Source organism: Chitinophaga sp. RCC_12 (assembly GCF_041360695.1).
Taxonomy (GTDB): Bacteria; Bacteroidota; Bacteroidia; order Chitinophagales; family Chitinophagaceae; genus Chitinophaga.
The window spans coordinates 617,773-641,472 of the sequence record NZ_JBFUPS010000004.1 but is presented as its reverse complement, the minus strand read 5'-3'; the positions used below and the strand labels follow the sequence as shown (position 1 = coordinate 641,472).

The 23,700-nt window shown below is 45.7% G+C and carries 18 protein-coding genes; 6 read left to right on the top strand and 12 right to left on the bottom strand.

Annotated features, from left to right (window positions below; translation table 11 throughout):
* The first annotated feature begins 31 nt into the window (after positions 1-31).
* A complete protein-coding gene (locus AB6805_RS15695) occupies positions 32-1,264 on the top strand; it encodes a nucleoside recognition domain-containing protein (protein WP_370910372.1) in 1,233 nt (410 codons plus the stop codon).
* Positions 1,265-1,330: 66 nt separating this feature from the next.
* On the opposite strand, the gene AB6805_RS15690 is transcribed toward AB6805_RS15695, so the two are convergent.
* The 4 genes from AB6805_RS15690 to AB6805_RS15675 form a co-directional block, all read right to left on the bottom strand.
* Positions 1,331-1,828 (bottom strand): PH domain-containing protein, encoded by a 498-nt coding sequence (locus AB6805_RS15690; protein WP_370910371.1) that lies wholly within the window; start codon positions 1,826-1,828, stop codon positions 1,331-1,333.
* A 46-nt stretch (positions 1,829-1,874) separates the two neighbouring features.
* Complete coding sequence (locus AB6805_RS15685; RefSeq protein WP_370910370.1) at positions 1,875-2,174, bottom strand: MTH1187 family thiamine-binding protein; 300 nt, start codon at positions 2,172-2,174, stop codon at positions 1,875-1,877.
* Positions 2,175-2,525: 351 nt separating this feature from the next.
* The gene (locus AB6805_RS15680; RefSeq protein WP_370910369.1) at positions 2,526-3,323 is read right to left on the bottom strand and encodes an FkbM family methyltransferase; all 798 of its coding nucleotides are present in this window, start codon (positions 3,321-3,323) and stop codon (positions 2,526-2,528) included.
* A 137-nt stretch (positions 3,324-3,460) separates the two neighbouring features.
* Positions 3,461-4,984 carry a GNAT family N-acetyltransferase gene (locus AB6805_RS15675; RefSeq protein ID WP_370910368.1) on the bottom strand — a complete coding sequence of 508 codons (1,524 nt, stop codon included), beginning with the start codon at positions 4,982-4,984 and terminating at the stop codon, positions 3,461-3,463.
* 174 nt (positions 4,985-5,158) lie between these two features.
* Here AB6805_RS15675 and AB6805_RS15670 point away from each other — a divergent pair, with 174 nt between their 5' ends.
* Entirely contained in the window at positions 5,159-6,364 is a 1,206-nt protein-coding gene (locus AB6805_RS15670) for a glycosyltransferase (RefSeq protein ID WP_370910367.1), read from the top strand.
* A 2-nt stretch (positions 6,365-6,366) separates the two neighbouring features.
* The gene (locus AB6805_RS15665; protein WP_370910366.1) at positions 6,367-6,981 is read left to right on the top strand and encodes a DapH/DapD/GlmU-related protein; all 615 of its coding nucleotides are present in this window, start codon (positions 6,367-6,369) and stop codon (positions 6,979-6,981) included.
* On the opposite strand, the gene AB6805_RS15660 is transcribed toward AB6805_RS15665, so the two are convergent.
* A complete protein-coding gene (locus AB6805_RS15660; protein WP_370910365.1) occupies positions 6,978-11,609 on the bottom strand; it encodes a PKD domain-containing protein in 4,632 nt (1,543 codons plus the stop codon). The two genes, AB6805_RS15665 and AB6805_RS15660, sit on opposite strands and share 4 nt — an antisense overlap.
* Before the next feature lie 479 nt (positions 11,610-12,088).
* On the opposite strand from AB6805_RS15660, the gene AB6805_RS15655 reads away from it, so the two are divergent.
* Both AB6805_RS15655 and AB6805_RS15650 read left to right on the top strand, forming a co-directional pair.
* Entirely contained in the window at positions 12,089-13,429 is a 1,341-nt protein-coding gene (locus tag AB6805_RS15655) for a lipopolysaccharide biosynthesis protein (RefSeq protein WP_370910364.1), read from the top strand.
* Positions 13,430-13,439: 10 nt separating this feature from the next.
* Positions 13,440-14,285 (top strand): beta-1,6-N-acetylglucosaminyltransferase, encoded by an 846-nt coding sequence (locus tag AB6805_RS15650; RefSeq protein WP_370910363.1) that lies wholly within the window; start codon positions 13,440-13,442, stop codon positions 14,283-14,285.
* A gap of 57 nt (positions 14,286-14,342) precedes the next feature.
* Here the strand turns inward: AB6805_RS15650 and AB6805_RS15645 are convergent, their stop codons facing one another.
* Genes AB6805_RS15645 through AB6805_RS15615 form a run of 7 tightly spaced genes read right to left on the bottom strand, consistent with a single transcriptional unit; the run spans position 14,343 to position 21,856 of the window.
* On the bottom strand, positions 14,343-15,113 hold the full coding sequence (locus AB6805_RS15645) for a class I SAM-dependent methyltransferase (RefSeq protein ID WP_370910362.1): 771 nt from the start codon (positions 15,111-15,113) through the stop codon (positions 14,343-14,345).
* A gap of 21 nt (positions 15,114-15,134) precedes the next feature.
* The gene (locus AB6805_RS15640; RefSeq protein WP_370910361.1) at positions 15,135-16,262 is read right to left on the bottom strand and encodes a glycosyltransferase family 4 protein; all 1,128 of its coding nucleotides are present in this window, start codon (positions 16,260-16,262) and stop codon (positions 15,135-15,137) included.
* A gap of 1 nt (position 16,263) precedes the next feature.
* The gene (gene asnB / locus AB6805_RS15635) at positions 16,264-18,165 is read right to left on the bottom strand and encodes an asparagine synthase (glutamine-hydrolyzing) (protein ID WP_370910360.1); all 1,902 of its coding nucleotides are present in this window, start codon (positions 18,163-18,165) and stop codon (positions 16,264-16,266) included.
* Positions 18,153-19,076 carry a glycosyltransferase family 2 protein gene (locus tag AB6805_RS15630; protein WP_370910359.1) on the bottom strand — a complete coding sequence of 308 codons (924 nt, stop codon included), beginning with the start codon at positions 19,074-19,076 and terminating at the stop codon, positions 18,153-18,155. The genes asnB and AB6805_RS15630 overlap by 13 nt, the downstream gene beginning before the upstream one ends.
* The gene (locus AB6805_RS15625; RefSeq protein ID WP_370910358.1) at positions 19,060-20,268 is read right to left on the bottom strand and encodes a glycosyltransferase family 2 protein; all 1,209 of its coding nucleotides are present in this window, start codon (positions 20,266-20,268) and stop codon (positions 19,060-19,062) included. Before AB6805_RS15625 ends, AB6805_RS15630 begins: the two co-directional genes overlap by 17 nt.
* Positions 20,268-21,419: a sugar transferase gene (locus AB6805_RS15620; RefSeq protein ID WP_370910357.1), complete on the bottom strand. Its 1,152-nt coding sequence runs from the start codon at positions 21,417-21,419 to the stop codon at positions 20,268-20,270. Before AB6805_RS15620 ends, AB6805_RS15625 begins: the two co-directional genes overlap by 1 nt.
* A gap of 44 nt (positions 21,420-21,463) precedes the next feature.
* Positions 21,464-21,856, bottom strand: coding sequence for a response regulator (locus AB6805_RS15615; RefSeq protein WP_370910356.1), 393 nt, complete (start codon positions 21,854-21,856; stop codon positions 21,464-21,466).
* 423 nt (positions 21,857-22,279) lie between these two features.
* Here AB6805_RS15615 and AB6805_RS15610 point away from each other — a divergent pair, with 423 nt between their 5' ends.
* Positions 22,280-23,464: a glycosyltransferase family 2 protein gene (locus AB6805_RS15610; protein ID WP_370910355.1), complete on the top strand. Its 1,185-nt coding sequence runs from the start codon at positions 22,280-22,282 to the stop codon at positions 23,462-23,464.
* Positions 23,465-23,700 lie beyond the last annotated feature (236 nt).

Here is a 23,700-nt window from a genome sequence, read left to right as displayed (position 1 = left end):
TTATTTGTTGATTGAATAAACCAATAATCTAATGGCATTAAACTACGTATGGCTGGGATTTTTTCTTATTGCATTTGTTGTAGCACTTTTCAAGTCAGTAGTTTTACATGATGCGTCTATTTTCGGGGAGATCATGAACGGCATGTTTGCCAGCGCCAAAACCGGTGCGGAGATCTCCCTGGGGCTGGCCGGCATCATGACTTTATGGCTGGGCATCATGCGGATCGGCGAGGTGGCCGGTATGATCAACCGGTTTTCCAGGCTGGTAAATCCTTTCTTTTCCAAGCTGTTCCCGGAAGTGCCGAAGGGGCATCCGGCCATGGGGTCTATGATGATGAACTTCTCTGCCACCATGCTGGGACTGGATAATGCCGCCACGCCGATGGGGCTGAAGGCGATGAAGGAATTGCAGGAGATCAATCCCCGGCCGGAGGAAGCGAGTAATCCGCAGATCATGTTCCTGGTGTTGAATACAGCCGGCGTGGTGCTGATCCCCACTTCTGTGATTGCCATACGGCTGGCCGCAGGCGCGGCTAACCCGGCGGATATCTTCATCCCTACCCTGATATCCACGTTCATGGCCTTTATCATGGGGATGTTTGTGGTTTCCATCTATCAGAAGATCAACCTTTTTAAACTCCCTGTCCTGGTATTCCTGACCCTGTTTGCCGGGATTATGGCTGCCTTATGGTTTTGGGTACGTAGTTTACCTCCTGCGGAGATAGGCCCGAAAACAGCTTCCCTCGGTGGCGCGATCATTTTCAGCATTGTTATCATTTTCCTGGTGGCAGGGATGATAAAAAAGATCAACGTATACGATGCCTTTATTGAGGGGGCGAAAGAAGGTTTCCAGGTATCTGTAAGAATTATTCCTTACCTGGTGGGTATGTTGGTAGCGATCAGCGTGTTCCGGACCACCGGTTGCCTCGACTATATCACCAACGGCATCGGACTCCTGTTTGCGGCGATGGGGTTCAATACGGATTTTGTTCCTGCCCTGCCGGTGGCCTTTATGAAACCGCTGAGTGGCGGAGGCGCCCGTGCCCTGATGGTGGATATTCTGAAAACGCACGGACCGGATTCTTTTGTGGGTAAACTGGCCAGCATTATACAGGGCACCACGGAAACCACCTTTTACGTGCTGGCGGTGTATTTTGGCTCGGTGAATATCAAGCTCACACGGTATGCCCTGGCAGCCGGACTGATTGCCGACTTCTTTGGTATGCTCTGCGCAATATTACTCGGCTATCTCTTCTTTCATTAAATCACCGGAGTATGCTATAAATGAAAAAAGGAAGGCATTCAGCCTTCCTTTTTTCATTTATAGCTATTAAGCTGGTACATTAATCGTGGCATTCACCCGTTTCACAAAATCATCTGCACCGGTGGGGCTGATCAGCCATTTCCTGTTGAGTGATTCTATCAGCACCAGGTTTTCCCGGCTGGTACACCAGCGCTGGTACTTGCCTATTTCACTGGAACGGTAGGTACCGAGGTACCCGAAAATGCCTCCTAATCCCAGTAAGCGGGAGCTTGTGCCCAGGTCTTCTTCCGTGATGCTTCTCAGTCTTACCACATCTTCCAGCTGAATGGTAATGCTATGCAGCGGGCGCTTGATAAGTATAGTCGTAGCCGTTAGAATGTAATACCGGGGGCTCAGACACCAGGCTACCAGGATGGCTGGCACCAGGATAAACAAAAACATGGTAGTGGTAACTGCATCATGCGAAACATCCGTCATCTGTCTGCATAAAAACACAAGCGTAATAATGATGACCAGGTTCGTTACAATCTTCGAGTTATCATCCAACGGGGCAGCGTATCTCATATATATGGCTCTCCTTTAGTTCGGTGAGTAAGATAAAAAAAATTGGTTATATGCTATCATACTTCCCTGTTTTTTCTTCAATGGTAACATCCCCGTCTTTTCTTATCTGCATTTTTATATATACCAATAACTGGGATGCACCTGCCTTAAAACATACTTCCTGGGTTTTACGTACCACTTCCATCAGCTCCTCGTAGGTGCCTTCCATCACCGTTTCAAAAGGGCATACCCTGTATTTTACGCCGGAATCTTTAATCACCGCAATTGCTTCGTCTACTACCGCGTAAACCTGCTCTGAAGGCACTGAAGGAATGATTTGAAGGGCTAAATTGATCTTATTGCTCATCTTTATGCTTATTTTTAATTTTATGGTTATCAACCTATTAAAACAAAATGCTTACAGTAATGATTTAAATGAAATGATCATTTTTAGCAGCCAATTTGTTCCTTATAATGGAAAACAGCTTGTTTATCTTATATCATCACTTTAATTAAATCTCTCAAATTATTAATTATCAATTACTAACCAAAATATAATTTTATAATTTCCCACTATTTAAAATCGCTGAATGTTTCATTATACATAACAAATAAAAACCATCCGTTTGACTGGTTTATTCAGCCGGCTGGGTGGTAAAACTACGAAAGGCAACACACAAATGAACATGTATTGCCTTTATCATCATAAAGAGCTGGATTATATTTTTGTAGCGAGATAGTTAAACTGGTCTATCCTGTCGAAAGTAAAATTAGCTAATGAGCTCAACTTATCGTTTACAGTATTGTCACCTTCATAGCGTTCAAAAATGATACGCAGATGATCGGCTTTGCCGATAAAATTACGCGCACCTTCCAGCACTTCTGTCTCCATTCCTTCCACATCCAGCTTCATAACGATTTTACTGCGCAGGTCAAATCCTATTTCAGGAATCAGGTCATCCAGTTTTTCAATAGGAATATTGCCTTCTTTATCGTTATCCCGGTCGATATAACTTGACCCGGTAACAGTACTCATAATATTGAAGTTCACCTTCTCCTGCCTGCTACCAAGACCGCAGGCGTAAAGTTTCACTTTATCTTCCACATGATTGAGGGTGATATTTTCCTGCACGGCTTTGTAATTCACGGGTTCAAAAGCAACACAGGGGATTCCTTTTCCTCCCAGCCACACATCATATTCCCCGATACAGGCGCCAATGTCAATAAAACCGTCAATGTTCCTGTTTTCTACCTGCTCCTTTAGGAAGTCGCGTACCCGCTTCTCGTATGCATAATTAATAAACTGGAAGTCGGTTGTGCCTCCGCGGATCCGGAAAAGTCCCATGGCTGATTTTGCGTTCCATTCGTTCAGAGAGGGTTTGTTTAATAAAACGAGTTTAAGGGAAGCTTGCAGGGATTTCCAGTCGTTATACCTGATATATTCACTAAAATAGGCAAGATACTGCCTGTACTTGGATAAATTCCTCCAGGAAGGATAATAGGCTTGATCTTTCATAACTTTGGGGGATTTACACTGAATTTAAAACTAAAAAAGGATAACAGCAAGCCTCCGCAAGCCGTTACCCTATTTATTTTCAGGCATCAAATTACATCTGTTTATAATTCGAAAATCCTCCTTATCTATATGTACAATTACCCCTTCTTTTTATAGTTTACTTCATACAGATCCCGCCGGATATCTTTTTTAGTTTGAACGCTTCCAAAAGCATGTAATTCTTTCAATAATACCAGGTCCACATCCGCGATAACCACCATTTCGGTGTTTGGCGTTGATTCTGCCTTGATGCCCGTTACCGGAAAAGCAAAATCTGATGGGGTAAATACACAGGATTGCGCATATTGCAGGTCCATATTATTTACCTTCGGCAAATTCCCGATACAGCCGGCGATGGCCACATAGCACTCGTTTTCAACGGCTCTTGCCTGCGCGCAGAACCGTACCCGGTTATAGGCATGCTGCGTATCTGTCATGAAAGGCACAAACAGGATCTGCATCCCCTGTTCTGCCAGGATACGGGATGGTTCGGGGAATTCCACGTCATAGCAGATCTGGATGCCGATTTTACCACAATCTGTATCAAACACTTTAATATCGCTTCCTCCCTTAATTCCCCAGGCAGCTACTTCGCCGGGTGTGGGATGGATCTTAATATACTGCTCGTAGGTACCATCCCGGCGACAGAGGTAGGAGATATTATACAGTACCTCATCAATCACTATCGGCATACTGCCTGAGATGATATTGACATTATAAGCTACCGCATGCTGCTGGAATATTTCCCTTAACTGCTGCGTGTATTGGGCTACTCCCCTGATAGCTCCCGCCGGGTCCATCTGGTTGAACTCTTTCATCAACGGAGAGTTAAAGAGTTCCGGGAAAACAACAAAGTCGGATCCATAGTCACTTACCGCATCAATAAAATACTCTACCTGTTGCAGGAAACCTTCCAGACTGCCGTAATCCCGCATCTGCCACTGCACCAGTCCTATGCGTACCGTTGATTTGTTATAGCGGATGGTATCCAGGTCCTTTTCGTAGTAGATATTAAACCACTGCAGCAGGGTCGCAAAGCCTTTCGATGCCTCATCGTTAGGCAGGTAGTTTTTAAGGATCTTCTTTACCGTGAAATCATTTGAAAACTGGAATGTGAGGGTGGGATCATAAATTTCCCGGTCCTGCACTTTCTCGATATACTCCCTGGGCGACATCCGGTCGGAGAACTTTTCAAAATTAGGTATACGTCCGCCGGCCACGATCCCCTGCAGGTTCAGTTGTTCGCAGAGATTTTTACGGGCGTCATATAAGCGGCGGGCCAGTCGCTTACCGCGATAATCGGGATGTACGAACACCTCGATCCCATAAAGCGTATCCCCTTTTGGATTATGCGTATTAAACGTATAGTAACCGGTGATCTGTTCATAAGTATGACTATCACCAAATTTCTCATAGTCCACTATAATGGCCAGTGCGCACCCCACTACCTTGTCATTTACCGTCACTGCGATCTGCCCTTCCGGGAAAAGTGTGATCAGTCGCCGTATGGTTGGCTCCCGCCAATAACTGCCGGCCATATCGGCATAGGCAGACACCATGGATTCTTTAAGATCCAGGTAATCCTCAACGGTCAATGTTCTTATTTCTACTGTTTCTGACATAGCCTCTTTTTCTGTTTTTAAAGAACGATTCTTATTCTAATACTCCAATAATATCGATTTTTTTTATTTACTTTGCATTTAGAGCTAAGAAGTTCAATATTTAACCATCCCCAACGGCAGACCTGCACATATTAATTCAATAAACCGATATACATCATCTACACTTTTGCTACTGTGCCTTTAATTCAAAACAGAGATATCGTTGTAATAGGGCTGCAACAATGGTACACTACTATTGGAAGCAACTGTAAAAATATTGCGCGGGAATTTGCCCGGCATAACAGGGTATTATATATTAACGCACCGCTGGACAGGAATACCCTTATGACCGGAAAAGAAGATCCGCATGTGCAATACCAGCTGAATGCTATTCAGAAAAAGGTACCTGCCATTGTTCCCATCAGCGACAACCTCTGGAACTACTACCCTTCTGCCATCCTGGAGTCTATTAACTGGCTGCCTTTCACGCCGTTGTTCTCCTGGTTTAACAAGCGGAATAACAGAAAGTTTGCAGACAGTATTATGGAGGCTGTCAGGGAAATGAATTTCAAAGACATCATTCTATTTAATGATAATGATATATTCCGCGGCTTCTACCTCAAGGAAATGCTGCAGCCTTCCAGCTATGTATATTATAGCAGGGACTACCTGCTGGGCGTGCCTTACTGGAAAAAGCACGGGCTGCGGCTTGAACCGCAGCATATTGCCAAGGCTGATGCCGCGGTAGCCAATTCATTATACCTCAAGGAAATGCTGCAGCAGTACAACCCTTCCAGCTATTATGTGGGACAGGGATGTGACCTCCGGCTGTTCAATGCGGCAGATAAACATCCGGTTCCGGATGATGTGCCAACAGGACAGGGACCGGTTATTGGTTATGTGGGGGCGCTTAAATCACTGCGACTGGATATTTCCGTTTTGGTAAAGATAGCCAGCGAACAGCCGGAATGGAAGCTGGTGCTGGTTGGCCCGGAAGATGATGACTTCAAAGCGTCAGCGCTTCATCAGCTACCCAACGTTTATTTTACGGGGCATAAGGACTTATCGCAGCTTCCTGCCTATGTGCAGTCCTTTGATGTGTGTCTTAATCCACAAGTTATTAATGAAGTGACGGCAGGTAATTACCCGTTGAAAATCGACGAATATCTTGCCATGGGTAAGCCGGTGGTAGCAACCGCCACTAAAACCATGGAACTGTTCAGGGATTATGTTTACCTGGCGCCTTCACCGGACGATTATGTTCCATTGATTGAAAAAGCTTTATCAGATAACGCAGATCCGGCGTTGGCTGCTGAGCGTATCCGCTTTGCGGGCACACATACCTGGGAGAATTCCGTTGCGGCCATTTACCAGGCGATCTTAAATTCCAGCGGTAATTGATTATGAGTATAAAAGACAAACTGAAACAACACCCGGGGCTGAAGAAACTGGCTTTATACCTGCTGATGCCAAAACATCAGGCACGTCCACGCCTGTGGGTACGGCTGTTTATCAATCCCTTTCTCCATAAAAAAGGAAAAGGCTCCCTGATAAGAAGGCGGACACGGATGGATGTGTTGCCATTTAATACTTTTACCCTCGGAAACTATTCCACCATAGAAGATTTTGCCACCGTAAATAATGGAATGGGCGCCGTAATTATTGGCGACCATGTAAGGATCGGGATAGGCAATGTGCTGATTGGCCCGGTTCGTATAGGCGACAATGTTATACTGGCGCAAAACATTGTATTATCAGGTTTGAATCATGGGTACAAAGATCCCGATGTTCCTATTGCGTTGCAGCCCTGCACCGTTGGAGAAATTGTTGTAGAAGCAGATTGCTGGATTGGCGCCAACAGCGTTATTACCGCAGGCGTAACCATCGGCCGCCATTCTGTAGTGGCAGGTGGCAGTGTGGTTACCAAAGACGTTCCTCCTTTTACAATAGTGGCGGGCAACCCTGCCCGCCCTATCCGTCAATATCAGTTATCCAGTGGTACCTGGGAAAAAATCTAGTTGCTTACTTTTATAAAACGGCCTTTCTTATTGTAGCTGCTGTCTTCCGACTTCACATCTATAATGAAATGTCCGTTTGATAAATTGCTAATGTTTACTTCTGTCTGGAATGAATCAGGTGTTGTATATCTCAGCTGTTGCTGCATACGGCCATTCATGTCGAAAATCCTCACCTGCAAAGGCGTTGCGCCGCTCCGCACGATCCGTAACCGGATGTATTGTGTGGCCGGGTTGGGGAATATACCCAATGAATCTTCCTCATGCGTGATAATATCATTGCCCAGTACGGTTAAGGTAAAGGTGCTGGTAGCCGTACCGCCCCTGTCATCCGTAACCGTAAGTTTGAATTCGTATTTGCCTGCGTGGAGGCCGTTGATCAGTGTTTGTACCTGGTCAGGGCTTTTTAAATTGGCGGTGGCGGGTCCTTCTACCTGCGTCCATTCATACTTCACAATATTACCATCAGGATCATAAGATGAACTGCCATCTGCAATGAACGAATTCATTGGCTGCTGAATGCTCCTATCACCCTGTGTTTGGGCTACCGGCACTTTATTTTCCAAAGGCAGTACCATAATACTTACTGAAGAAGAATTGGTGGCGCCATTATTATCGGTCACCGTCAGCCGGAACGTATAAGTTCCCGTCTGCAGGTTGGTGACATTTGTTTTGGCGGCATTGGTAGCGGAAAGATTTCCTCCCGCAGGACCAGCGGTTTTCTCCCACAGCCAGGTAACGATTTGTCCGTCGGCATCCGTGGAGGCGCTGCCATCCAGGGCTGCGCTGCTTACCGGTAACTGGATCTGTATATCATTTCCCGCAACGGCCACGGGTGGTTTATTCACCGGTGCTGCGGATACCGTAATGTTCACAGTGGCATTGCTGGTAGCGCCATCGTTATCGGTGACTGTCAGCCGGAACGTATAAGTTCCCGCCTGCAGGTTGGTGACATTTGTTTTGGCGGCATTGGTAGCAGAAAGATTTCCTCCCGCAGGACCTGCAGTTTTCTCCCATAGCCAGGTAACGATTTGTCCGTCGGCATCTGTGGAAGCGCTGCCATCCAGGGCTGCGCTGCTTACCGGTAACTGGATTTGTATATCATTCCCTGCAACGGCCACCGGTGGATTATTCACCGGCGCTGCGGTCACTGTAATGTTCACAGTGGCGTTGCTGGTAGCGCCATCGTTATCGGTGACTGTCAGCCGGAACGTATAAGTTCCCGCCTGCAGGTTGGTGACATTTGTTTTTGCAGCGTTGGTGGCTGAAAGATTTCCTCCCGCAGGACCTGCGGTTTTCTCCCATAGCCAGGTAACGATTTGTCCGTCGGCATCCGTAGAGGCACTGCCATCCAGTGCTGCGTTGCTTACCGGTAACTGGATAGCTATATCATTGCCCGCATCTGCTACCGGCGAAAGATTAGGCGCTGCTGCCAGTACAAGGATGGTTACGGTGGCTGTGGCAGTGGCGTTATTATTATCAGTAACCGTTAACTGGTAGGTATAGGTACCGGTAGAAAGGTTACTCACCGTTGTTTTGGATGCGCCGGCACTTGCCAGGTCTCCGCCTGCCGGGCCGGCGGTTTTCTGCCATGACCAGGTAACGATTTGTCCGTCACTGTCGGTGGAACTACTGCCGTCGAGCGCACTGGTGTTTACCGGCAATTGGATCTGTATATTTTTCCCGGCATAGGCTACCGGTGGTTTATTGGCAGCAGCGGTTACGGTAACATTTACGGTGGCCGTATCCTTTGCACCGGTGTTGTCTGTGATAATGAGACGGTAAGTGTAAGTACCCGCCAACAGGTTGGCTACATTTGTTTTAGCAGCGTTGGTGGCAGAAAGATCGCCCCCGGCAGGACCGGCGGTTTTCGTCCAGGCCCAGGTGGTTATTTGTCCGTCGGCATCCGCAGAGGCGCTGCCGTCCAGTGATGCACTGTTTACGGGCAACTGTACCTGGATATTACTTCCGGCATTGGCCACCGGCGGTTTATTGGTAGCGGCGGTTACGGTAACGTTTACGGTGGCCGTATCCTTGGCGCCGGTATTATCTGTGATGATGAGACGGTAAGTATAGGTACCTGCCACCAGGTTGGCTACATTTGTTTTAGCGGCATTGGCGGCGGAAAGATCGCCCCCGGCGGGACCGGCGGTTTTCGTCCAGGCCCAGGTGGTTATTTGTCCATCAGCATCCGTAGAGGCGCTGCCGTCCAGTGACGCACTGTTTACGGGCAACTGTACCTGGATGTTACTTCCGGCATTGGCCACCGGTGGCTTATTAGTAGCGGGTTTCACGGTAACCGTGATGCTGTCGCTATCTGTCAGCCCCTTATCGTCGGTGACGGTCAAAGCATATACATAGGTTCCCTGTGTAAGTCCCGTTACATTTGTTTTAATGACGTTCGGGCTCACAATGGTGCCGGCGGTGGGACCACTGATCTTCTTCCAGACATAGCTTTGAATGGTGCTGCCGCCTGAAGCGGCCGATGATGCGCCGTCCAGGGTTACATAATCTATTGGTAAGGTAATGGTAAGGTCGCCACCTGCATTTGAAACGGGTGGTGAAGTGGTGCCGGTTTTCAACTCAAAAGCACCCACATCGTATTTGCTCTGCTGCGGACGGGCGGTATTGTCGAAATCTGTTTTCAGGGAAAAGTCTGTCATATCCCTGCCGGTGTTTACCGCTGTCGAAGTAGATGTCAGCCGGTAGTTTTTTGCGGCTCCGTCCACAAATTTGGCGGAGGCCACATCTGTGTAACAAAGGTTATTGCTGGCGGTCAGCTTTATAGGCAGGTCTCCTTTAATATACATTCCCTTTGAAGGATAATCGTAGGCTGTTCCTGTTTCCACCAGCAGGTTATTATACACCTGGTGCCCGATGGGTGTCTGGTAGGCAAATATTTTTATACCGTTCTTACCCGCATCTGTATTAACAATGGTGTTATTGTAGATAATAGCAGCAGGAGGAGGAAAAACATCCGGAGTCGTGTTTTCCGGAATCTTATCTGCCACGTTGATTCCTTCATAAAAAATATCAGAGATCACATTATTATATATTTCGCTTACGCCCGAACCGAAAACCGTAACTCCTGGCATATAGCCAGTGGTGATGGTATTATTATAAACTTTCAGGGCGGAACCGGAACCAATCAGGATTCCATAACCATGTGCAGAGTTCTTTGAAGTGGCATAATTTACCAACCGGTTATTGAATACGCGGTTGTCGCCATTCTTGGCCATGGAGATCTGTAATCCGTCGCTGCCAATATTTTCCAGGTCGTTGTCGTATACCCAGAGGTTTTCAATCCAGTGCGACTTCATATCAACGCAGGTACCTTCTGTCCAGTAGTAATGCGTGTTACCGATATAAAAACCTTCACCGGTCGAGTTGCGGCATTTAATGTGATGGAGTTTCACATTCTTCATTACAAAGCTGCCTTCGAGGTATTGAGGCTGCGCACAGGTTTGCAGGGTTTTTGCCTGTAACAGGATGTTGCCATCGTGGATATAGACATTATGCACATCAAAATCGGAGGCGCCCATACCCAGTGTAAGACCGAATATTTTAAGTCCTGTTATATTTGTACCATTCAGGTCAAAACCAAATTCATAATTTTTATCTCCGCTCCCGCTGATCTCTACGAACCGGCAGGTTGGCGCATTGAATACAGCTGCAGTGCCCTGGTTCTTTACGCCCAGCTTTACCTGTCCGCCACAGTTGATGATAACAATAGGTTTCGCTGCAGTTCCAGTCAGGTTGCCGAGATGCAGGTATTCATATTCTCCGGCCGGAATACATAACGTGTCACCGGGATTTACGTTAAATGTTTTCATTGCGTCCGGATAATACATTTCTGCACGTCCGTTGGCGGTATTGCTCATTGGTACAACAATACGCTTCCCTCCTGTAACGGGTGGCGGTGTGGTGGGTACTGTTCCACCCTGCGTATACTGCAGCATCCACTCATACATATTTTTGCCATCTTCCTTTGTGGCAGGATCGTAAGCCCTGGTCCACGCGTCGTGGGAAGCGGCGCTGTAGATAGAAAGTTTTGCCAGCGGGTTCGGCGCCGGCACAGTAGCATTAATATATTTTATCCAGTTCTTTGAATAATCGGAAGGCACTGTTGGATCAGCATCGTTATGAAAAGCCCATACAGGTGTATTGTTTGAGGCCACTACCGCGGCATAGGCGGTGGTGGGTGGATACATGCCGCAAACAACAGCGGCTGCTGCAAAAGCTTTGGCCTTGGTTTTATCTTCACAGAGCGCCCCCCACGTTAATCCGCCTCCCATGCTCAGGCCTGTGATATAAATGCGGGAAGGATCTATATCATATTTTGTAAGAAGATAATTTTTAAACAGTGTCACATCTCCGGATCCCGGCCAGGTGTTAAACTGGGGGGATATCACTATAAATGAAAAAGTTTGATTGTTTACGGTGAAGGTGGTGGGAAATTTACCATCGTTGATTACCCGTGGCAGACCATTTCTGAGTACTGCAGATAGCGGAGAGCCATAACTGGCCAGTTCCCCGTTGCCATGAAAGAAAATAATCAGGGGATATTTCTTTCCACTCCCGGGCGTATAGCCGGCGGGAAGATATTCATAGAAGCCTTTGATATTGGACATCGTAGGATCACTAAATGAACGCGCTGTCTGAACCTGGCTGAAAACAGGGACCGATCCAAAACAGGATATTAATAATATAACAGCGCCTAGCCTATAAATACTGCGGCAAAAAAATTGCCTTAGCAATAGCAGATGGTTTATCATATAAATATATGGCTTGTGCAATGGTTTTTAAAAGTCTATCCTCATAGTCAATACTTAAAAGTTCCCGAAAAAAGGGGTTTTTATTATTGCAAAGAAAGCTTTTTTTTAATTCACATAATGAAAAAAATTAACATATATCATTACAATAAATAAAGTATAAATATTTTATATCTATATTTATTTGTTTGTTTTCAATCTATCCCCGTTGCGATGCTATTTATTCTAAATAAAAAAACTACCTTTGTTATTCTGAGCATCTAATATTCCTCTTTTTTTTAGCCTCATCCTGTAAAAGACCATTGTTTTTCATACAATTTGAATGTAATTAATGGTTCATGGCATTTAAACTTTTAGCTGTTGTCCGTAACAGGCATTTCCATTCCCTTCTAGGAAACGTCATAATGGCTTTTTTCAACGTACTTTCCTTTGCATTACTGGTGAGGATGCTTTCCCTGAGCGCCTTCGGAGAATGGGTATTATTTCTGGCCACTTACAATATCCTGGATCAGATACGCACCGCCATGTTGCAATCCGGCATTATTAAGTTCAGCGCAGGAACAGATATTGCTGTTAGCAGACAGGTTACCGGGGCTGCCTGGTACATTTCCCTGGTACTCACTATCTCTTTCATCCTGCTGTCTCTCCTGGTATACGCTGTTGCTTATCCGTATTTCAGCGCCACCTGGCACTTTTTCCTGGGATGGCTCGGAGTCATGACTTTATTTTCGCTGCCTTTTAACTTTGCCACCTGGGTATTACAGGCTGCGCACAGGTTTGATAAAATTGTACAGATACGTATGCTGCAAAACGGGTCCTTCCTGGTTTTACTCGGCGGCCTGTTCCTCATGAAACAGGTAACACTTCATAACGTATTGTATACCTATTCATTATCGCTGCTGATCACCAGCATTTATTGCATGATATTCCGGTGGACAGCTTTAACAACGATGGCTGCCAGAACGAAAGTCCAGGTAAAAGAATTGTACCATTACGGGCGGCTGATAGTAGGCAGTATGGTTTCTTCTGCCTTTTTGAATTATTCCGATAACCTGGTGCTCAGAACAATGCTCAATCCTGCGGCGGTAGCGGTTTACAGTATTCCCCAGAAATTCATGGAGGTAATTGAAATTATATTGAGAAGTTTTGTAGCCACCTCGCAGCCTACTATTTCTGCCGCTGCCAACCGGAACGACTGGAAAGAAGTATCCCGTGCCTTTTGCAGGTATACCGGTACGGTTACCATTCTCATTCTTCCTTTTGTGGTGGGACTGCTACTCTTTACCAAACCGCTGATCCTTTTACTGGCCGCCAAAGCCTATTTGCCGGCTACCGATATTGTACGGATATTCCTGTTCTCGGCTATCCTCTATCCTATCGACCGCTTTATCGGGGTTACACTGGATATGATCAACAAACCGCTGATCAACTTCTACAAAAATCTCATTAAACTGATCCTGAATATTGTGCTGGATATCACGCTGGTATTGCTTTTTGCAGATATCCGTGCGGTGGCTGTTGCTTCTTCCCTGAACCTTTTATTTGCGGTCATCTTCGGATATATTTTCCTGCGGCGTTATCTTCCCGCGGTGAACCTGAAAAGTATATGGCACTACGGCTGGTTTGAATGCAAAATGTTATTGTCAAAAATAAAACTGTTCCGTTTACAGTATAAATAATCTTCAGTTTATGAAACTCGCTTTTATTATACTGAGTCATAAAAACCCGGCGCAACTATGCCGGTTGCTGAACAGGCTGCAACACCCTGCCATTGATTGTTATATACACCTCGATGCCAAATCTGATATCAATGACTGGCAGGAGGCGATGAATATGCCGCAGGTATACTTTATTGAAAAACGGGTAAATGTTACCTGGGCGGGATATGGAACCATACAGGCAGCATTGAACGGAATCGAATTTATTGCCGGCTCAGGCAGTCAATATGGCTTTATTCATCTCATCAGTGCACAGGATTATCCGCTTACGGATATGAATATGTTCTATGATTTTTTCAGCAACCGCGCAGGACAACAATTCCTGGATCTGCTTCCTGCGGATGAACTGAAAAAGATGATGCCCAAAATTACCTCCTATCATTTTGAAGATCTCCGCCTGCCGGGGAAATACAGGATCACGGCATGGATCAATAAAATATTGCCCCACAGGCGTCACCCCCTGAACCTGGGAGTGTATGGAGGATCGCTCTGGTGGAGCCTCACACAGGAATGTGCCACCTGGTGCCTGCGGTATATCCAGGATCACCCGGAAATTGAGCGCTTTTACAAATATACCTGGGGAGGAGATGAATTCATTTTCCAGACCATCATTATGAACGGGCCCTTTAAGAACAGCGTGCAAAATAACTACCAGCGGTATATCGACTGGTCAGAAGGACATGCGCATCCCAAAACGTTTACCATGAGTGACCTTCCTGCTATACTACGGTCGGGTAAATTACTGGCCCGCAAATTTGATATGGATAAAACGCCGGAGCTACTGGATAAAATAGATGCGGCGGCCAACCGCCTGTAAAAAGAGAAGGCCGATCACCGTGATCAGCCTTTCTCTATTTGTACCAACATTCAAAAATCAACCGGCACTTTTTCTCCATAAGGTGTTAAAGCCACCGGTAAAATTGTACGGCAATATTTCTGCTACCTGGCAATCGAGCGTTTGCAGGAATTTAAGGCGCTTTGTCAACAGGGAAAAAGGAAATACATCTTCCACAAAATTCGTTTTCGCAAACCTCACAATTTTGAAATCACTCGCCTGTGCCAGCTCCTGTAAGTCTTTACGCGTAAAGAACTGCACGTGATCCAGGTTATCTGCCTGGGATTGTGCAGTGGTACCTTTAAACCCAAGTGCACTTTTTACTTTATTAATGTTCTTCCACAAAACGGGGTTATTGCGCGCTTTGAGCATGGGTCTTGTTACACACAATTCCCTGGGGCCATTACCATTGGGAACCGTTACAACCAATAATCCATCGTCTTTCAGTGATGCGTGAATGGTGTTCAGCAGCAGCCCCGGGTGATCCAGGTGCTCCAGTACTTCGCTGCATATTACGGCATCATACGTTTCGCCCTGGGCAGTAAGCGCTTCCGCGCTGATGGCTGCAAACTTCACATTAGGATAAGTATTGCGCTGTTGGGCAACGGCAATGGTTTTCTCGCTGATATCTATCCCCAGCACTTCATAGCCAAACTGTCCGAGATGCCGGCTGATAACGCCATTACCACATCCTACATCCAATACACGTCCCCCATCCGGAATGTTACTTTTCAAACTATCCGTTATAAAGTTGAGTCTTTTTATATCGGTGATCCGATCATATTCGTAGGTGATTACGGTGTTTGTCATATTGAAATTGATAAAATGTTATTATTTACAAAGCTGTTGATATACAGCCGCAATTTTCTCTGTCATGCCCGCCACATTGAAATTCGCCGCAATGGCCGCTTTAGCATTACTTTGCAATGTAGCCCTCAGGGTACTATCCTTTGCTACCCTCACAATGGCCTCAGCCAATGCCGCGGGATTAGCTGATGGCACTAGCAGTCCGTTCTCGCCGTCTTTCACCGCTTCTTTGGTACCGTCAACATCGCTGGCAATAACGGCTTTCCCCATTGCCATGGCCTCTAATACGCCGATAGGAAAGCCTTCCCATAAAGAGGGCAGGCAGTAAATATCCGCTGCATGCAGCACTGCGGGTACATCCTGACGGAAGCCGGCGAAAGTTACCTGCTTCTCCACGCCTGCTTCCGCAGCGGCGCTTACCGCAGCATCCATCAGTTCTCCATCTCCTATCATCAGCAAATGCAGCTGCGGCGCTTGTTGCAGCGCTGCCGCAAAACCCCTGATCATACATACCGGGTCTTTTTGATAGGTCATGCGCGCTATAAAACAAACCAGGAGTTTATCTCCCGGTATGCCATATTCCGCGCGCAGGTCCGGGTAAGACTGATCGGGATTAAACTTCTGCAGGTTCACCCCATTTCGAACCACGATACCGGTAAAATCTTTAAACGCTTTCACGCCGGTTTGCCGGTTGGATTCCGACACGCAGATATTCACCTGAGTTTTACCGGTAATAAATCGCTCAGCAGCAATACGCAGACGTTTGGCCAGTGGATGCAGTCCGTCATGAAAAGACCAGCCATGAATGGTATATACCACCGGTAAGCCCAGGCGGCGTGCAGCCCACAACACATTTGTGTTTGCGCGGGTACCATGCACATGCACAATATCTATCCGCTGGTCCTGCATGAATTTTTTTACTTTTTTCCAGACGCTGATATCAAATGCTTTCTCACTTTCGATTACAAAGACGGGAATATCCATTTTCTGTAAAGCCGTTATCATAGGGCCTTCTGTGAAAGAAAGCACAATGGGATCAAACGCGGATTTATCCAGCGAGGCTACCAGGTCCAGTACATGACTCTCTCCCCCGCCAATTTTACCCTGGCGGATGGTTTCAAGTACCCGTGTTTTACCATTTGTTTTGCCCATACTATAACTTTTCTATCCAGCGACTATACCACAACTGGAAAACCAGCATATTCCATAATTTCTGGTGACTCACCTTTCCTCCGGACAAATAAGTTTCCAACAGCTGCTCCACATGAGGCACATTGAAAAGCCCTGATTTTGCGAGGCGCTCACCTGACAGATAATATTGCATCTGTTCTTTCAGCTCGTCCTTAAACCATTCCTGCAAAGGAGCAATGAAAGGTCTTTTCGGACGTTCCATCAAGGTTTTGGGAATGTATTTATGTACAATGGTTTTCAATATATATTTATTGATACCATCCTTTACTTTAAGACCAGCAGGCACTTTTGCAAGGAACTCCACCAAACGGTGATCCAGCATAGGTTCCCGTCCCTCAATACTCACCGACATCGTGGCCCTGTCCACCTTCACCAGGTTGTTATCCACCAGGAAAGTTTTATAGTCCACTGCCAGCAACCTGTTCAGGGGATCATTCATATTATCCAGCTCCCCGTTCATATCGAAGTTGGTTTTATAACCATCTGCCGGTACGGCGGTATAATAATTAACTTCATTTTCTGTCAGGTACTGGCTGATGTATTTGAGCGCGTGCTGTGGTTTACCGCTGGCCCATATCAGTTTCATTTTTTCGTACCGGGACGCGAAATTATATTGCTTGTTAAAGTAAGGGATAATTTCCGGCGATACCACAGACATGGCCGCACTGAGCGTGCGTTGTAAGGGCTTTGGAAAGCTCCCGGTATAACGGAGCGACTGGTTAAACTTGTTATACCCCGCAAATACTTCGTCGCCTCCATCAGCAGAGAGGACCACTTTTACTTCTTTACTGGCAAACCTGCTGACCAACGTAGTGGGTACGGTGGAATTATCTGCAAATGGTTCGTCATATATTTCCGGTAAGTGATGTAACACGTCTTTTGCATCGTTGGCTCCTACTATCCATTCGTAGTGCTCGGTGCCCAGGTGCATCGCTATTTTCTTCGCTTCTTTTGATTCGTCCCACTGCGGCTCCTTATACCCAATGGTGAAGGTTTTGATGCGGCTGGAAGTATTGGACTGCAACAGTGCCGCAACGCTGGCACTATCGTATCCCCCGCTTAAGAAAACGCCCACCGGCACATCAGATACCATGCGGTAACTGTAAGCGCTATGCATCAGTTCCTCTGTATGCTTGATGACATCATGCTCAGATAATCCTGTAAGCGGCTGACGGTAAGCATCCAGTACATTCCAGTATTGGACTTCCCGGATAGCAGCGTCGCGGAGCGATAATTTAAGGAGATGCCCCGGTTTCAGCTTATGGGTATTCTTGTAAATAGTGTACGGCGCCGGAATGTAGCTGTATTGGAGGAACAGGGACAAGCTCTTCTCATCAATCTCTTTCCGGAAAGCCGGATGTTCACAAATCCCTTTTAACTCTGATGCAAAAAGCAAGGTGCGATCATGCCAGTAGTAGTATAAAGGCTTAACCCCCGCGCGATCGCGGAACAGCGTTACTTCCTCTGCGGTGCGGTCATAAATAACAAAGGCAAACATACCGATGCATTTATCCAGGATCTTTTCACCCCATTGCGCATAGCCTTTCAGCAATACTTCAGTATCAGCACCGGAATGGAAGTGGTGACCCAGTTTTTCCAGCTCCGTGCGGATTTCTTTAAAGTTATATACCTCTCCATTGAAAATAATGGAATATTGTTCGTAGTGCATTGGCTGGTGGCCGGACTTCGAAAGATCCAGGATGGATAAACGCCGCTGACCGAGGCCAACAGATGCCTGTGGATGTTCGTACACTTCATATCCGGCGTCATTCGGGCCGCGGTGCGCCATCACATCTGTCATGCTACGCAGGATGTCTGCGTCTGATTTTTGGGTAAAATCAATAAACCCTGCTATGCCACACATATGTTATCTGGTTTAGGGTGTTTAAGATTCCAGAAAATTCCCTTCCAGAATGCATTCATATGAACCGATTCCCTTTTTAGTAAAAACTGAAGGGTATTTTTGGGAATGGTAAGAAAAGTAAAATACAGCATGAAAAACATTCTGGCAGGAAGCTTTACATTCCGGCGCATGAATAATATCCTGTTACGTGTAATATAATACGTTTTCAGCGGGCTGTTCTTTCCGGTGGTCATGGACTCCTTGTGATAGATCAGCGATTTGTACTGGTAGTATATCTTATATCCCTGGCGTTTGAATTGTTCGCACCAATCGAATTCTTCATAATACAGGAAATATACTTCCGGCATCAGGCCTACCTTGGCAAGGGCCCGGGCAGATACCATCATGGCGCCTCCGTGGGCGTAATGTGTTTCTGATACTGCATCGTACTGGCCCTTATCTTCTTCCCGGCAACCAATCATACTGTTCCTTCCGGTGAGTGTATCCACTGCCTTGTACCCGGCATATTCTATAGTTCCTTTCTGAAAAAAGTAATGGAACTTGGGGCTTACCACACCGGCATCCGGATGTTTGCCAAATACTTCCAGTAAGCCTTCTATCAATCCTTCGGTAAATTCTGTATCATTATTTACCAGGAAAAGATATTCACCGGAAGCAGCTTTGATACCGAGATTATTTCCTCCTGCAAAGCCCAGGTTACTTTTACTTTCAATGACGATGGCAGACGGATACTCACTTTTTATCACCTCAACCGGGCTTTCTGCAGAGGCATTATCCACTACAATAATCTCCAGGTTGGGGTAGCTGATCCTGTTAAGGGAGGCCATGAGTTCCGCGGTTACCTTGGCATTGTTATAATTAACAGTTATAATGGATACCAGCGGATAATATGTATTACTTTCTGGCTGCATCTAATAAAGGATTGTCAATACCTGTTTGGGTATGAGTAGTATGTATAAAAGTTTTATCTGCACCTTTCAGGCGGAATAACAATAATATCATGATACCGATAGCACGTGGTAACGTAACCACCGCAGTGAAAAGATATTTTGTAAAAAATTTCCCCGGGATAGGCAACAGCAAACTCACTATATTCAATATAAACAACACGCTCCACCAGTAAACTGAAACCGGTACAAAGCGCTCCAGCAGCAATGAAAGCGCGGTACAAACCGTTAACGCTGCCAACAGCAGCATCCGCGGCAACAACGCATTCTGGCACACCGCAAGATTGAAATAATTGATATCGCCTTTGAATAAAGCCGACCATCCTTTACTCCAGAACGTGCGCAGGTATACCAGCTGACTGGACATCCAGCGTTTCCGCTGATTTTCAAATACGGCTGCATGCGTAATCTTTTCATCATACACATAGGCGTCTTCCAGGTATAAAATGCTGTGTCCTTTTGAGATCACCAGCAGTTGCAGTACCTTATCAAATCCGCCGGTGGCCTGTACTTCACTAAGGATCTGTTTGATGAGCGGATAGTGAAAGGCCATGCCTGAGCCAATTACCGAAGAGGACAATCCAAGCGCATTGGCGCCTTTGCGGTAAAGGTGATTGGCGATGATTTCATTGGCTGCATCCAGGATGGCAAAAGGCGTATTAAGGTTTTTGGCTACTCTTTGTCCCTGGATGGCGTGATGCCCCTGCTGATAAGCGTGATTGATCTTTAAAAGAAAATCTGCTTCCAGCATATTATCTGCATCACAGATAAGGGCCAGGTCAAAATTATCTCCCAACCTTTCAAAAGCGGTATTCAGTGATTTAGCTTTGGTACTTTTATCAAACTTAACGGCCATTACATTTATGCCTGTTGCTGCCAGCTCTGCCATGGTCCGTGGCTGTAAAGAGTCTGCAATGACTACCACTTCAAAATGCTTTGACGGGTAACGCAGGCGGTTATAACTGTTTACAGTAGATAAAATAATACTGTCTTCTTTATATGCCGGGATGAGAATGGCAATCCTCGCGTAATTAACAGTTTCCTCGTATGCAATCTTCTTTTTCCGGCTCAAACGGCCGGCTATGGCTAACAACAGATTGTACAATACACAACCGGCCAGGTAAACAAACAGTATTACTTCAATAATCGTTATCATTATACATTATCTTTTTGAACAAGCGCGAACGGCGTACTGGCCATCAGCCACATATCATACCTGAGTGAGCGTTTATGGGCATAATTGATATCCAGGTCAATCCGTTCCTTTACGGACATATCCTTCTTTCCCCTTTTACTAACCTGCCACAAACCTGTGATACCAGCCGGTGCGAGGAATCTTTCCACCCATTCGTCTGTAGTAAGCGTGGTAGCTTCATATAAAGGTAAAGGGCGGTTACCTACCAGCGACATATCTCCCTTCAGTACATTCAGCAGTTGAGGAATCTCATCTAAACTGGTATTGCGCAGGAAACTGCCGAGTTTGGTTACCCGTGGGTCGTTGGATACTTTTATAAAAACCGGTCCGTCCGTCTGTCCGTCGTACTGGTTGAGGTGTTTAATTTTATCCAGCTGCTTATCCGCATCAGGTACCATTGTGCGGAACTTGTAGAATTTGAAGACGCGGTAATTTCTTCCGGCGCGCTTGGCGGCGTAGAACACGGGGCCTTTGGATTCCATCCTGATCAATACAGCAATCGTCAGCAATACAGGGCTCAGCAATATTAAGCCGCTGCCTGCCAGTGTTACGTCGAGCGTACGTTTCAGGAAATTGCTGTAAAATTTGCGGCTGTATAGCCGGGTACGGAGACTGCTACTTTTATATACCGGGAAGGTGCGCATGCGTTTAAACTTGCTCACGATGGCAATTTTGTTACCCAGCATATGCCATGCCTCCATTGTGATGATGTCATCAATAAATGAATGCCTGGTCACCAGCGATTTCATTTCATCAAATCCTTTTTCTGTGTAAACGAAAAAAGGAATGGAGCAAAGAAACTGGTGTGTTTTAAAATAGCTGTCCCATTCAGAAAGGGCCGATTCATAGGCACTGTCGAACCGGTAAATAATTGCCGCAGGCACTTTCTTAAAAACGTGCTGCAACTGACTGATCACTTTTTGCGCATCTTCTACGTTCTCGGTCACTATGCATCTGAACTGATCGTTTTCTGTCAGCATTCCCTTATGCGGGGCGCCAACAAAAAGCAAAATACTTTCAGCGTCCGGCATTTTGGTAAACAGGGAGCTTTTACCGGTATCTACTCCTCTGATGCTTTCTACCTGCAGTAAATTTTGAGTAAAGGTATCCATCGGTTAAAAATTAGTAGTGTATTCGTAGGTGACAATATCATTTATTATACAGCAGCAGCACTCAATTGTTTCTCAAGTATGTAATCCACTTTATTTAACAATTGCATCGGGTCGAAAGGCTTTTGCAGCACTTCCCTCACACTATTATATTTTGTTGAAAGATCATTCATTTTATCGGCATAGAATCCCGAAAGTACCACTACCGGCGTATCCTGGTAGAGATAGCTGCCTGACAGATAATCCAGCAGTTCCCAGCCGTCGATATTCGGCATCTGCAGGTCGGTGATGATAAGATCCGCTTTGTTTCCTTTCAGCAGCCAGGTGATTGCCACCAGTCCATCCTGTGCGGAAACTACCGAATATTCTTTTCCTAAAACTGCCTCCAGCAAATAACGCATCGGCATGCTATCGTCTATTACTAAAATTTTCTTTTTCATTTATACCTTCTTTACAAACAATTATTAAAACCGTTAATATGGGACGTGCAAATTATTTTGCAAACTCCCGAAGGCCTTTGATGGGATGTGGTCAATTATTAGTCAGGTAAATTACCTTCTGCGGTTTTAACATGGGGATATGAGAGAGGAAAGATGGTTTTTACATTTTTGCTGTTCGTTACCAGATCTGTTATCTGATGAACATGAAGCAAAAGTATTATTTTCAGGATATCATAGATACTTTTTTTGGTAAACGACTTAATTTGGAGGGTAAGTGTTGCAATTTTTACTGTAAACGGTCGGAATGATGTCAATAAAACGATATGAAACAACGATCTAATATAAAAATACAATTGCGTATGATGCAAATTATGATACTTTTGCACTGAAAAGATACGTATCCCCATAAATGTATTATCCTCTATGTCAATTTTGTCTGTGATTTTCTGGTTGAGCATTTTTATAGTATGCTATAGTTACGTAGGATATGGTTTGTTGCTTTATCTTGTAATCCGCGTCAAACGGCTATTACAGGGCAAAAAAGCTGATGCGGCCGCACCTTTTGCACCCGATGTTACTTTCCTGGTAGCTGCTTATAACGAAGAAGATTTTATTGCAGAAAAGATAGCAAACAGCCTCGCAATGGACTACCCTGCGGGGAAAATACAGTTCATTTTTGTGACGGACGGATCTTCCGACAACACCAATGAGATCATTTCGCGGCATCCCCGGATCACCTTATTATATGATCCGCAGCGCAAAGGAAAAATGGCCGCGGTAAACCGGGCCATGGCAATGGTTACCACTCCCTTTGTAGTATTGTCTGATGCCAATACCCTGCTGAATCCTGCCGCGGTATCCCTGCTTATGCAGCACTTTGCAGATGACCAGGTGGGCGTGGTGGCCGGCGAAAAGAAAGTAATGGCTACCACCGGCGGTGCAGAAGCCCAGGGCGAGGGCATGTACTGGAAATATGAATCCTTACTGAAAAAATGGGATGCAGAACTGTATAGTGTAATGGGTGCTGCCGGCGAACTGATAGCGATCCGTACTGCGCTTTATGAGCAGCCCCGGGAAGATACCATACTGGACGACTTCATGATTTCATTTAAAATAAACATGAAAGGTTACCGGGTAATGTATGAACCTGCCGCCTACGCCATGGAAACCTCCTCTGCTTCCCTACAGGAAGAGTATAAGCGTAAAGTAAGGATCAGCGCAGGCGGATTTCAGTCGATGGGCCGGCTGCTCCCGCTCCTGAATCCTTTCAGGTACCCTAAAATTACCTGGCAGTATATCTCCCACCGGGTGCTGCGCTGGACGCTTGCCCCTTTGTCACTGCTACTGGCCCTGGTTGCCAATATTCTTCTTATCGTGTTCAATGGCGGCCCTGTATATATAATTACCGGTGTATTACAGCTGCTTTTCTATATGGCCGCATTTACCGGTTACGTACTTGCCCAAAAGCAGATCAAAGCGAAATACTTCTATATCCCTTTTTACTTTGTGTTTATGAACGTAGCCGTTTACATCGGTTGCATACGCTTCTTCAGGAAGCGGCAATCTGCTGTTTGGGAACGGGCACAACGTAGTATTGCCGTTCAATAGTGGGGCGCCGGTTTATTTCACCCGATAAAAATTTGCGTTTACCAGCAAAAAAACGCCGTTTGCAAAAAAAATCCTTATATATAGATACAGTTATTTACTTTAGCGGTGAATATAAAAACCAATTGTAGAATCATTTTTTGTCACAAATGAGCTGAGAATACAAATGCACCATCAGTGAATTGATGATTTACCTACAGCCATTTTTTTCTAAGACCTCATCCTTCGATAAAGCCACG

What these genes read in the sequence shown, in the direction of transcription:
- AB6805_RS15665 (WP_370910366.1), top strand. Translation starts at nt 6,367, where the DNA reads ATGAGTATAAAAGACAAACTGAAACAACACCCGGGGCTGAAGAAACTG.
- AB6805_RS15630 (WP_370910359.1), bottom strand. Translation starts at nt 19,076, where the DNA reads ATGCAGCCAGAAAGTAATACATATTATCCGCTGGTATCCATTATAACT.
- AB6805_RS15695 (WP_370910372.1), top strand. Translation starts at nt 32, where the DNA reads ATGGCATTAAACTACGTATGGCTGGGATTTTTTCTTATTGCATTTGTT.
- AB6805_RS15645 (WP_370910362.1), bottom strand. Translation starts at nt 15,113, where the DNA reads ATGACAAACACCGTAATCACCTACGAATATGATCGGATCACCGATATA.
- AB6805_RS15685 (WP_370910370.1), bottom strand. Translation starts at nt 2,174, where the DNA reads ATGAGCAATAAGATCAATTTAGCCCTTCAAATCATTCCTTCAGTGCCT.
- AB6805_RS15660 (WP_370910365.1), bottom strand. Translation starts at nt 11,609, where the DNA reads ATGTCCAATATCAAAGGCTTCTATGAATATCTTCCCGCCGGCTATACG.
- AB6805_RS15640 (WP_370910361.1), bottom strand. Translation starts at nt 16,262, where the DNA reads ATGGGCAAAACAAATGGTAAAACACGGGTACTTGAAACCATCCGCCAG.
- AB6805_RS15625 (WP_370910358.1), bottom strand. Translation starts at nt 20,268, where the DNA reads ATGATAACGATTATTGAAGTAATACTGTTTGTTTACCTGGCCGGTTGT.
- AB6805_RS15655 (WP_370910364.1), top strand. Translation starts at nt 12,089, where the DNA reads ATGGCATTTAAACTTTTAGCTGTTGTCCGTAACAGGCATTTCCATTCC.
- AB6805_RS15690 (WP_370910371.1), bottom strand. Translation starts at nt 1,828, where the DNA reads ATGAGATACGCTGCCCCGTTGGATGATAACTCGAAGATTGTAACGAAC.
- AB6805_RS15650 (WP_370910363.1), top strand. Translation starts at nt 13,440, where the DNA reads ATGAAACTCGCTTTTATTATACTGAGTCATAAAAACCCGGCGCAACTA.
- AB6805_RS15675 (WP_370910368.1), bottom strand. Translation starts at nt 4,984, where the DNA reads ATGTCAGAAACAGTAGAAATAAGAACATTGACCGTTGAGGATTACCTG.
- asnB (WP_370910360.1), bottom strand. Translation starts at nt 18,165, where the DNA reads ATGTGTGGCATAGCAGGGTTTATTGATTTTACCCAAAAATCAGACGCA.
- AB6805_RS15680 (WP_370910369.1), bottom strand. Translation starts at nt 3,323, where the DNA reads ATGAAAGATCAAGCCTATTATCCTTCCTGGAGGAATTTATCCAAGTAC.
- AB6805_RS15610 (WP_370910355.1), top strand. Translation starts at nt 22,280, where the DNA reads ATGTCAATTTTGTCTGTGATTTTCTGGTTGAGCATTTTTATAGTATGC.
- AB6805_RS15620 (WP_370910357.1), bottom strand. Translation starts at nt 21,419, where the DNA reads ATGGATACCTTTACTCAAAATTTACTGCAGGTAGAAAGCATCAGAGGA.
- AB6805_RS15615 (WP_370910356.1), bottom strand. Translation starts at nt 21,856, where the DNA reads ATGAAAAAGAAAATTTTAGTAATAGACGATAGCATGCCGATGCGTTAT.